The following is a 10,375-nucleotide window of genomic DNA, read 5'->3' on the forward strand; positions in this document are numbered from 1 at the left end:
AAAAGCGACTTAAGTCGCTTTTTTTAATGTTTCAAATGATCTTCTTGATTAATTAAATGGCTATACTTCGGATTATTTGTACGCATTTCATGAAGGCGTACACCATGATTATTAATCCATGATCGTACCACTTGCTCAGTCATTTCCTCACCTTGATAACGCCCTGATTTTGCATAAGTTGTTTGAAAATCTTCCCAAAGTAATTCAACCCACGCACGTGCTTGTCCGTAAGAAAGCTTGTCATTCTTATCTAATAATTCTTTCGTTAATGCTTCATAAATATCATTCATGTTCTAATCTCCTTTTCCCTATTTATCCCTTCATTTCTAAAGGATAGTTTCTTCTGTTTTGCACATTCTATAAGTGATACTTCTTAAAGAGGTATCAACTGATGATGAGGAGGGCGTTCGCAATGGGTAAACAAGCCGAATTTTGGTCTGAGTCAAAAAACAACAGCAAAATCGACGGTCAGCCGAAAGCGAAATCACGCTTCGCTTCGAAGCGACCTAACGGCACAATTAACACGCACCCACAAGAACGTATGCGTGCTGCAAATCAGCAGGAAGAGTAATACAGTTACAACCTAAAAAATTAACTTCCTACACGAGGTGATAAAGATGAGCTACCGTGATCGTTTAGATAGTCGTTCTGAATTATTTAACCATACGTGGACTCGTCCGAAACATGCGAAAGCGCAAGTTAACGGACAGACGCAGCAAACCCAGTCTCTCATTATATTGGCCAACGAATGTAAAAAACGCCAATTTTAGAATCTCCTATCTCCTTTAACGCCTACCAAAGATGAAAACCAGAGAGATATTTGCTCTCTGGTTTTTATTTTTCTTGCAATAAGGAAATTGGTATTCCAATCTCTTCATTATCATTTTGTTTATAACCCCAAGCGAATACCCCATTGAAGTAAGTAATTTTAAATAATATACCAGGTTCTTCTATTAATTCATATGTTTCACCAATATGGAATTTGTTTATATCAGTCATATAAGCGCGAGCCATTGCCATCTTTCTCATTAATACATCGAACTCATTTACAATTCCAAGCTGTTCAGCCTTTATTGCTTGCTCCTTCAAATCCCCAATTTCTTCTCTAAGCTCATGTGGTGTCATTTCACTGTAGCGTTTTGGCATATTCATCTCATTATTCCCCTCATCCCTCTTCACGTTTCATTTGTAAAAATATCTCTATCTCATCAATAGAGAATCCTTTTCGATATAACGCTTGTTTCATCTTGTTTTCAAATGTCCATCCATCATACTTCTTATATTTCTCATAATACTTATTCCCATGATAGTGTAACGCTTCTTGTTGCTTTTCGTCATCTCTTTCGTCTTTCAATTCTTCCAAACAAATTTGAATTACTTCTCTAGAATACCCTTTTCGAACAAGCATCTCATCCAACTTTAGCTTCATTTGTAAAAAAGAATGCTTTTGATAAGATTTTTTTTTCTTTTCTATGAGAAACAAGGCATTCTCAATTTGCTTTTCCTTCGGATATTCTTGTAAACTATGCATAATAATTAAATCCTGAACACCTTTATTTAACAACTCTCTTTTAATAACAGTTGGACCTTTTCGATTCACATTACTTTGCGTTCGCGTATATAAAACCGCGTACTCTTTATCATTAATATATCGGTCATGTAATAATTTCGAAACGACTTCAGAGATGATGGCCTGTCCCACTTCTTTTTTTCGTAAAAAATCTTCTATTTCTTGTTTTGTTCTCATTTGATAGGATAAATAGGAGATTGCTTGTAAATATGCTTTTTGTACCTCTTCATTGTACAAAATATTTCCTAACTCTATTTCATCAATTTCTAAGCCTTTTTGTAATCCATGTTTCATTAAGATTACTTGATCCACACTAAACCCGTACTCTTCACCTTGGCCTTTATCAATATAAATATTAAATCGTTCTTTCGATCGCTTTTGTACTTCTATTTTTGTAATGACAGCCATACTCTCACCTCCCTATTATTTTAACATAGTCGAGGAACATTTTTTCTTTTCAAGAATATATATAATGAGGAGGAAATGATTATGAAAATCGCAATTTCTGGTGGCACTGGTTTTATTGGTAAATACCTCTCTACTTTTTTTATTCAAAAAGGATATATGGTCTACATTCTTACTCGAAAGAAAACTACTAGAACCTCAAACCATAACCTTCAATACGTACACTGGACACCAGATTTATCTACCTTTCCACTCTCCTCTATCGATGTAGTCATTAATCTAGCTGGAGAATCTATCAATAGTAGATGGACAAAAAAACAAAAAGAAACAATATTAAACAGTAGAATTCAAACAACAAAAGGACTTATTCAACAACTACAAGTAATGGAAACAAAACCACATACATTTATTAATGCAAGTGCTATTGGATACTACGGAACATCTGAAATAGAGTCTTTTACTGAGCAACAAGAAACTCCCGGAAATGATTTTTTAGCAGAAACAGTATTTTTATGGGAGCAAGAAGCAGCTAAAGCATGTTCTCTCGGAATAAGAACAATTTACACAAGATTTGGCGTTGTATTAGGTGCAGATGGCGGAGCCTTGCCAAAGATGTTACTTCCCTATCAATTCTATATCGGCGGCACCATTGGTTCTGGGAAGCAATGGTTATCATGGATTCATATAGACGATGTCGTTCGTATGATGGATTTCATCATACACAAAAAAGAAATTGATGGCCCTCTTAATATGACAGCACCAACACCTATAAGAATGAAGGAATTTGGAAAAACCATCGCTGCCGCAACGAGAAAACCACATTGGCTGCCTGTCCCTTCATTTATGCTTCACGCCTTATTAGGTGAGATGAGCATACTTGTACTAGAAGGGCAACATGTATTACCTAGTAAAGCAATTAAACATGGATACCAATACACATTTCCGGCAATAGACCATGCATTACAAAATATACTTTCGCATACAATGTAGTACTTCTAAAACAAAATTTTACATGGGCCCTTTTAAAACTTTCATTTTCTAGGATCCGAAGCATTACCATACAAATAACCTTTCAGTTACTTTCCCTTAACTTCCATTAGCATTATAAAGTAACAGAAATGAGGTACCTATGAAAATATTGCTCAAACAAGCCATTGTATACCCTATTACATCTCCAAAGTTTCAAGGCGATGTACTCGTTACAGAAGAGCGAATTACCGAGGTCAAACCTTTTATTCAACCTACTCAAGATATGACCGTTATAGATGCACGGGCACTCCATCTCTTACCTGGCTTTATTGATGTCCATACTCACCTTGGTCTCTATGATGAAGGTACTGGTTGGGCTGGAAATGATGCCAATGAAACATCTGAAGTTTCAACACCACATATTCGTTCTTTAGATGGTATCCACCCTTTCGATATTGCCTTTCAAGACGCTGTGCAAAATGGAATTACAACCGTTCACGTTATGCCTGGTAGTCAAAATATTATCGGGGGTACTACTTGTGTAATAAAAACAGCTGGAACTTGTATTGATCATATGATTATTCAAGAACCTGCTGGTTTAAAGATTGCCTTTGGAGAAAATCCTAAAAAGGTCCATAGTAATGGAACGAAAGAATCCATAACACGTATGGGGATTATGGGGTTACTACGGGAATCATTCTATGAAGCACAACACTACGGGCACGAAGCTGATTTTCGAATGCTTCCTATTTTAAAAGCATTACGTCGTGAAATACCCGTACGTATCCACGCTCACCGAGCAGATGATATTAGTTCTGCGCTACGCTTTGCAACGGAATTCAACCTCGATCTACGTATTGAACATTGTACAGAAGGACACTTTCTTGTTGAAGAGCTTTCGAAACACAATTTGAAGGTTTCAGTTGGTCCCACTCTGACACGCCGTTCTAAAATCGAACTAAAAAACAAGACATGGGATACTTACCATATATTATCCAAAAATGGTGTGGAAGTTTCTATAACGACAGACCATCCTTATACACCCATTCAATATTTAAATATTTGTGCTGCTGTTGCAGTAAGAGAAGGGTTAGATGAGAAAACAGCACTAGAAGGAATCACCATATTCCCAGCGCGAAATTTGCGTTTAGAGGATAGAATTGGAAGTATCGAGGTTGGAAAAGACGCCGATCTCGTGTTATGGACTCATCATCCTTTTCATTATTTAGCCAAGCCTGTACTAACTATGATTGATGGAAAAATAATTTACAAAAAAAATAAAAAAAACTAGTTTATTTTTTTGACTAGATAAAGTATTATACGATTATAAACTGAATGAAACCATAATCAATTTGTGTCGTGATTATCATTTTCAAATTGATGAATGGGGAAGGCAAATGGTGCGCCACCAGCGTTAGAAACTGGTTCTAGTGGGTTCGATTCCCACCCCGAAATTTTTTAAAGATTGATATAAAAATTTCGAGGGTGGGGTGTTTTTTCGTCATGCTACCCTCGTGTGAGGAGGAGTTAGTATGTTGAAAAAACGCGACTTACACGACAGCCACGTTCTATACGAGTTAATGGTGGATCCAGCTGTCTTCCCTTTTGTGCGTCAAAAGGCTTATTCTTATGAAGAATATTTATTCTTAACGAAACAAACAATTGAAGCTGAAGAGCGTGGTGAATTAATTTCACGCACAATTTTAGATGAATGGGGTAACCCCATCGGAACAATTACTTTATTTGATGTGCAAGAAAAAGCTGGGTTTCTCGGGACATGGCTCGGCAAACCATATCATGGAAAAGGCTATAATAAATTAGCAAAAGATTCATTTTTTAGTGAACTTTTCTATGAATTAGATATTGAAACAATCTTCATGCGTATTCGTAAAATAAATATTCGTTCTATTAAAGCTGCAGAAAAACTGCAATATGTAAATCTAGCAAACGAAACAAGAAAAGCCGTATATGATGAAATTAACGCAAACGAAGAAGTATATAACTTATATGAAATTCCAAAAGATCAATACACACTTGCTACAATGCGAGATACAACCTTCCAAGATGCTCATCAATTAAAAGAAGCATAATCTAAATTTTCTGAAATGATAATCAATCATTAACATTTTCCATATGCGTATATCCCCTCATGTCTTTGGAAACGATAAATAGTAACTTTAAGACACGAGGTGATTTGTAATGGATAAAAAGAAACGTGATAAAGCAAAAAATACATTATCTAGTACACAAGAAGTTCTCTATCAACGAGAATTTCAAAAAGCAGATCGTGCAGCAGGATATCGCTCGAAAAGCATTTAAAGTGAAAATGAATAATTAGAAGTTTCCCCCCTAATTATTCATTTTCATTACATAATTTTCTCGACTGATAGAAGTAAGCAAAAAGGACCCTTATACATAAGGGTCCTTTTTGCTGTGGACAACTTTATCCACAAAACCAACGAAATTGTTAGTAATTTTCAAAAACATTTAATATTTTTCTATATTAAAGTATATATCAGCTGTTTTAATTGTGGATATTTTTCTAAAAATTGTGGACAATGTGGATATAGTTGTTAATATTCCGACTTTACTGTTTAATGAAAGCGCAATCCTTTTGTGGATAACTAGCTGAATTTTCTTTGAAAATAATAAAGAACCCTCTTTACATATACAAAGAGGGTTTCATATTAAGTAAAAGATTGTGCAAGAGCAGGTGATTTAATAGGTATATGCCGCGGTTCTGCATGATTTTCTGCCAAAATTGCATCTACAATATGACCAGCTGGCTCTGGAAGATAGATGCTTTTCATTGCTTCTTTCATTTGAAGAAGCTTCACATCATCTTGTAATAATGCCTCTGTTTTTGCAAAAACCTCACTATCATCGCGAATGACAACTGCTGCTCCTTTTTTTTCAAAGTACATCGCATTTTCATTTTCTTGTCCTGGAACAGGTTTATATAAAATGACAGGTACTTGCAACGCTGCTGCTTCACTTAATGTTATTCCGCCTGGCTTCGTAATCATACACGAAGTAACTCGGAATAATTCATCAATATTTTCAACATACCCAAACACTTTTAATGCATCGGAATTTTGATTCTGTAAACTTAATAAATCCTGTTTTAAAGCTTCATTTTTCCCACAAACGACAACTACTTGTAAATTAGGCACTGACATAAATGATTGGCATAGTTCTTTTACATTTCCTAATACCCCATGAGCACCTGCTACAATTAGTAAAATCTTTTTATTCTTACATAACTGATATTTATTATATATGATGTCTGGATTTACCTTTAACTCAAAACTACTCCGAATTGGAATTCCTGTTTCAACAATTTGTTCCGCAGGTACACCGATATCAACCATCAATTCTTTCACGTGATCCGTTGCAACAAAATAACGATCTACTTCTCGATGAATCCATATTTTGTGCACGCAAAAATCAGTTAATACGTTATAGACAGGAATTGAAATCCCTGTTTGTTTCTTCAATTCTGGTACAGCGATAATTGGAAATGTATTAATTACAATATCTGGTTTCTCCACCTGTAACAGTGTTTTCAAACGTTTTCTTCCAAAGTTCGCATACCAAGATGCTATTTTCTTATCATAAATTTTTTCTACCCCGTAATAAAACAAACGATATAATTCTTTTCCTATTGTATAACTTTTTAAATATAGATATTTTGTAATGTCAGTTATAAATGGATGTGATTCTCCAAACAAGTCGCATACAATAACATCTTCAATTCCTTTTTGGCGAAATGTTTGTTCTAATGTTTTTGCTACTTGCACATGACCATTACCGTAATGTGCAGTTAATATTAAAACCTTGGGGTTTTTTATCAAACAAATCCACTCCTAGCTTTTTGTTTCTCCATATTGCATATACGACAATAGGAAAAACATTTTCCTTAAAAATTACATAAACAGATTCTAATAATTCCCTTTTCAGCTATGTACCTGTCGTGGATATGCAAAGCATATAAGATTGACCCCTTAATCCTATCTGTGCTCATATCTTTACATTATACTTTCCTATAAGAGCTTTCGCAATAACTTACAAATGTTCTCTATTCCATGATACTCACTCTTTTACTTCTTAATTCTTTTTACTATTTTGATTTCCCTTTACAATTATGTAAATTTCTCCACTTATTCCGTACAAAATTATGGATATTCTACTTTCAGTATACTCTTTTATCAATATATACTCTAGATTTTATTGTAAAGAAAGCAAAAAGCCTAATCCAATATTTGGATTAGACCGCTTGTAAAATATGTTTAGCATGTTCTACATTTTTCTCAGTAGGTGGTTCTACATTTGCGAGTGGATACTTATGTCCAAGCGCCTCCCATTTATATACACCAAGCTTGTGATATGGTAACACTTCAACTTTTTGAACATTAGACAGACTTTGAATAAAGCTAGATAGTTTTTGTAGATCCTCTTCATTATCCGTAACACCAGGAACTAATACGTGTCGTACCCAAATCGGTTTATCCTTATTCGATAAATAACGAGCGAATTGTAAAATATGTTCATTTGGTTTCCCTGTTAATTTACGATGCTTTTTGGAATCGATATGTTTCAAATCCAATAAAACTAAATCTGTATAATCCATTAAAATATCTAGCTTACTTTGGAATTCTGGTTCCTCAGAATAACAACCACCAGAAGAGTCGATTGTTGTATGGATACCAGCCTCTTTACACTTTTTAAACAACTCAATTAAAAAGTCTAGCTGTAATAATGGCTCTCCACCGCTAACTGTTATACCGCCTCCGGAGGCTTCAATAAATGGAAGGTAACATGTCACATCCTGCATCACTTCTTCAACTGTTATTTCTTTACCTTTACCGATTTCCCAAGTATCAGCATTATGACAATATTGACAACGTAATAAACACCCTTGTGTAAATATGACATAACGAATCCCTGGGCCATCAACAGTACCACAAGACTCTACAGAATGTATTCTTCCTTTTACCATGTTACTTCCTCCTTTATTGAAACAGCCTCCCTTCGCTATATATTAAGAGCGAAGGGACACTTTTTTCATTTACATGCTTTCATGCATTGTACGGTTAATTACATCAATTTGTTGTTCACGAGTTAATTTAATAAAGTTTACAGCGTAACCAGATACGCGAATTGTTAATTGTGGATATTTCTCAGGATGTTCCATTGCATCCATTAATGTTTCACGATTAAATACGTTAATATTTAAGTGATGGCCTTCTTTTACTGCATAGCCATCAAGCATAGATACTAAGTTACGTACTTGTACATCATCTTCTTTACCAAGTGCTTTTGGAATAATAGAGAATGTATTAGAAATACCATCTTGTGCATCTTCATATGGTAATTTAGCTACAGATAATAATGAAGCTAATGCACCTTTTGTATCACGTCCGTGCATTGGATTTGCACCTGGTGCAAATGGTTCTCCAGTACGGCGTCCATCTGGAGTGTTACCAGTTTTCTTACCGTATACAACGTTAGATGTAATAGTTAAAATTGACATTGTATGAACGGAATTACGATATGTTTTATGTTTACGAAGTTTATTCATAAATGTTTTCACGAGATTTACAGCGATTTCATCTACACGATCATCATTGTTACCGTATTTAGGGAAGTCTCCTTCAATTTCGAAGTCCACTGCAATACCGTTTTCATCACGGATTGGTTTTACTTGTGCGTATTTAATTGCACTTAATGAGTCTGCTACTACAGATAGACCCGCGATACCTGTTGCCATTGTACGAAGAACATTCGTATCATGAAGTGCCATTTCAATACGTTCATAGCTATATTTATCATGCATGTAATGGATAACATTTAGTGTGTTTAAATATAGACCCGCTAACCATTCCATTGTCATATCAAACTTATGCATAACTTCTTCGTAATTTAATACTTCAGAAGTAATTGGTGCGTACTCAGGACCAACTTGTGCTTTTGATTTTTCATCTTTACCACCGTTAATCGCATATAATAATGCTTTCGCTAAGTTTGCACGAGCTCCGAAGAACTGCATTTGCTTACCGATTCTCATTGCAGATACACAACAAGCAATTCCGTAATCATCGCCGTAATCAGCACGCATAATGTCATCATTTTCATATTGAATTGCTGATGTTTTGATGGACATTTTCGCACAGTAGTTTTTAAAGTTCTCTGGTAATTGTTTAGACCAAAGAACTGTTAAATTCGGTTCTGGAGCTGGTCCTAAATTATCTAATGTATGCAAGAAACGGAATGAGTTCTTTGTTACTAATGGACGACCATCTAATGCAATACCACCGATAGATTCAGTTACCCAAGTTGGGTCACCAGAGAATAATTCATTATAATCAGGTGTTCTTGCGAATTTCACAAGACGTAATTTCATAATGAAGTGATCTACAATTTCTTGTACTTCTTCTTCTGTTAAAGTACCATTTGCTAAATCTCTTTCAATGTAAATATCTAAGAATGTAGAAGTACGTCCAAGACTCATTGCAGCTCCGTTTTGCTCTTTAATCGCCGCAAGATATGCGAAGTATAACCATTGGAACGCTTCTTGTGCATTTGTTGCTGGTTTAGAAATATCGAAACCATGAGAAGCAGCCATTTGTTTTAGTTCTTGAAGTGCACGCATTTGCTCAGATAATTCTTCGCGTAAACGCATTGTATCTTCGCTCATTACACCACCAGTTAAATTCAAATCAGCTTTTTTCGCTTCAATTAAATGATCAATACCATATAATGCTACGCGTCGATAGTCACCGATAATGCGTCCACGACCGTATGCATCTGGAAGACCAGTAATAACGCCTGATTTACGTGCATTTCTCATTTCTGGTGTATAGGCATCGAATACACCTTGGTTATGAGTTTTTCTCCAATCTCTAAAAATACGACTAAGTTCTTTGTCCATTTCGTATCCATAAGATTCACAAGCTTGCTCCGCCATACGAATACCACCATATGGTTGTAAAGAACGTTTAAATGGTTTATCAGTTTGGAAACCGACTACCTTTTCAATATCTTTATTTAAGTATCCTGGGTCATGTGATGTAATAGAAGAAACAATTTTTGTATCCATATCAAGAACGCCACCGTTTTCACGTTCTTTTGTTGTTAAATCCATTACTTGATCCCAAAGTTGTTTCGTTGCTTCAGTTGCTTCTGCTAAGAAAGATTCGTCTCCTTCGAAAACGTTTACATTATTTAAAATGAAATCGCGAACATCAATCTCTGCTTTCCATTTTTCACCTTTAAAGTTTTCCCATGCGTTTTTAACATTTTCTAATACTTGAGTCATCCTAATCTCCTCCATTTTTGATTAGTACAGGACTAAGATTTTTTATATAACAGCTTACACACTTAGAATACTACTTTTTTAAGAAAGTGAACGAAATAGTTGTGACATGTTTG

General features: G+C 35.1%; 12 protein-coding genes. 6 read left to right on the forward strand and 6 right to left on the reverse strand.

Annotated features, from left to right (window positions below):
• Positions 1 to 23 precede the first annotated feature (23 nt).
• On the reverse strand, positions 24 to 290 hold the full coding sequence (locus DN403_RS14845; RefSeq protein WP_000998159.1) for a YfhJ family protein: 267 nt from the start codon (positions 288 to 290) through the stop codon (positions 24 to 26).
• A 122-nt stretch (positions 291 to 412) separates the two neighbouring features.
• Here DN403_RS14845 and DN403_RS14850 point away from each other — a divergent pair, with 122 nt between their 5' ends.
• Positions 413 to 571 (forward strand): small, acid-soluble spore protein K, encoded by a 159-nt coding sequence (locus tag DN403_RS14850; protein ID WP_000517891.1) that lies wholly within the window; start codon positions 413 to 415, stop codon positions 569 to 571.
• A 46-nt stretch (positions 572 to 617) separates the two neighbouring features.
• Positions 618 to 770, forward strand: a complete 153-nt coding sequence (locus tag DN403_RS14855) for a YpzG family protein (protein WP_000122093.1) — start codon at positions 618 to 620, stop codon at positions 768 to 770.
• A gap of 64 nt (positions 771 to 834) precedes the next feature.
• On the opposite strand, the gene DN403_RS14860 is transcribed toward DN403_RS14855, so the two are convergent.
• On the reverse strand, positions 835 to 1,152 hold the full coding sequence (locus tag DN403_RS14860) for a YfhH family protein (protein ID WP_001057028.1): 318 nt from the start codon (positions 1,150 to 1,152) through the stop codon (positions 835 to 837).
• 13 nt (positions 1,153 to 1,165) lie between these two features.
• Positions 1,166 to 1,978 carry a recombination regulator RecX gene (gene recX / locus DN403_RS14865; protein WP_000268512.1) on the reverse strand — a complete coding sequence of 271 codons (813 nt, stop codon included), beginning with the start codon at positions 1,976 to 1,978 and terminating at the stop codon, positions 1,166 to 1,168.
• Positions 1,979 to 2,059: 81 nt separating this feature from the next.
• Between recX and DN403_RS14870 the strand changes: the two genes are divergently transcribed.
• The 4 genes from DN403_RS14870 to DN403_RS14885 all read left to right on the forward strand — a co-directional run bounded on the left by DN403_RS14870 (position 2,060) and on the right by DN403_RS14885 (position 5,263).
• On the forward strand, positions 2,060 to 2,965 hold the full coding sequence (locus DN403_RS14870; RefSeq protein ID WP_000684386.1) for a TIGR01777 family oxidoreductase: 906 nt from the start codon (positions 2,060 to 2,062) through the stop codon (positions 2,963 to 2,965).
• Between the two features lie 139 nt (positions 2,966 to 3,104).
• The gene (locus DN403_RS14875) at positions 3,105 to 4,235 is read left to right on the forward strand and encodes an amidohydrolase (protein WP_000698293.1); all 1,131 of its coding nucleotides are present in this window, start codon (positions 3,105 to 3,107) and stop codon (positions 4,233 to 4,235) included.
• 241 nt (positions 4,236 to 4,476) lie between these two features.
• Entirely contained in the window at positions 4,477 to 5,034 is a 558-nt protein-coding gene (locus DN403_RS14880; RefSeq protein ID WP_000914737.1) for a GNAT family N-acetyltransferase, read from the forward strand.
• Between the two features lie 109 nt (positions 5,035 to 5,143).
• A complete protein-coding gene (locus DN403_RS14885; RefSeq protein ID WP_000358482.1) occupies positions 5,144 to 5,263 on the forward strand; it encodes a YfhE family protein in 120 nt (39 codons plus the stop codon).
• A 368-nt stretch (positions 5,264 to 5,631) separates the two neighbouring features.
• On the opposite strand, the gene DN403_RS14890 is transcribed toward DN403_RS14885, so the two are convergent.
• The 3 genes from DN403_RS14890 to pflB form a co-directional block, all read right to left on the reverse strand.
• Positions 5,632 to 6,798 carry a diglucosyl diacylglycerol synthase gene (locus DN403_RS14890; RefSeq protein ID WP_000594686.1) on the reverse strand — a complete coding sequence of 389 codons (1,167 nt, stop codon included), beginning with the start codon at positions 6,796 to 6,798 and terminating at the stop codon, positions 5,632 to 5,634.
• A 413-nt stretch (positions 6,799 to 7,211) separates the two neighbouring features.
• Entirely contained in the window at positions 7,212 to 7,943 is a 732-nt protein-coding gene (gene pflA, locus DN403_RS14895; protein WP_000238468.1) for a pyruvate formate-lyase-activating protein, read from the reverse strand.
• Between the two features lie 69 nt (positions 7,944 to 8,012).
• Positions 8,013 to 10,262, reverse strand: coding sequence for a formate C-acetyltransferase (pflB, locus tag DN403_RS14900; RefSeq protein WP_000195467.1), 2,250 nt, complete (start codon positions 10,260 to 10,262; stop codon positions 8,013 to 8,015).
• Positions 10,263 to 10,375 lie beyond the last annotated feature (113 nt).

The sequence above is a fragment of the Bacillus sp. AY2-1 genome (assembly GCF_008368965.1).
Taxonomy (GTDB): domain Bacteria; phylum Bacillota; class Bacilli; order Bacillales; family Bacillaceae_G; genus Bacillus_A; species Bacillus_A thuringiensis_S.

What these genes read in the sequence shown, in the direction of transcription:
- DN403_RS14845 (WP_000998159.1), bottom strand. Translation starts at nt 290, where the DNA reads ATGAATGATATTTATGAAGCATTAACGAAAGAATTATTAGATAAGAAT.
- DN403_RS14850 (WP_000517891.1), top strand. Translation starts at nt 413, where the DNA reads ATGGGTAAACAAGCCGAATTTTGGTCTGAGTCAAAAAACAACAGCAAA.
- DN403_RS14855 (WP_000122093.1), top strand. Translation starts at nt 618, where the DNA reads ATGAGCTACCGTGATCGTTTAGATAGTCGTTCTGAATTATTTAACCAT.
- DN403_RS14860 (WP_001057028.1), bottom strand. Translation starts at nt 1,152, where the DNA reads ATGAATATGCCAAAACGCTACAGTGAAATGACACCACATGAGCTTAGA.
- recX (WP_000268512.1), bottom strand. Translation starts at nt 1,978, where the DNA reads ATGGCTGTCATTACAAAAATAGAAGTACAAAAGCGATCGAAAGAACGA.
- DN403_RS14870 (WP_000684386.1), top strand. Translation starts at nt 2,060, where the DNA reads ATGAAAATCGCAATTTCTGGTGGCACTGGTTTTATTGGTAAATACCTC.
- DN403_RS14875 (WP_000698293.1), top strand. Translation starts at nt 3,105, where the DNA reads ATGAAAATATTGCTCAAACAAGCCATTGTATACCCTATTACATCTCCA.
- DN403_RS14880 (WP_000914737.1), top strand. Translation starts at nt 4,477, where the DNA reads ATGTTGAAAAAACGCGACTTACACGACAGCCACGTTCTATACGAGTTA.
- DN403_RS14885 (WP_000358482.1), top strand. Translation starts at nt 5,144, where the DNA reads ATGGATAAAAAGAAACGTGATAAAGCAAAAAATACATTATCTAGTACA.
- pflA (WP_000238468.1), bottom strand. Translation starts at nt 7,943, where the DNA reads ATGGTAAAAGGAAGAATACATTCTGTAGAGTCTTGTGGTACTGTTGAT.
- pflB (WP_000195467.1), bottom strand. Translation starts at nt 10,262, where the DNA reads ATGACTCAAGTATTAGAAAATGTTAAAAACGCATGGGAAAACTTTAAA.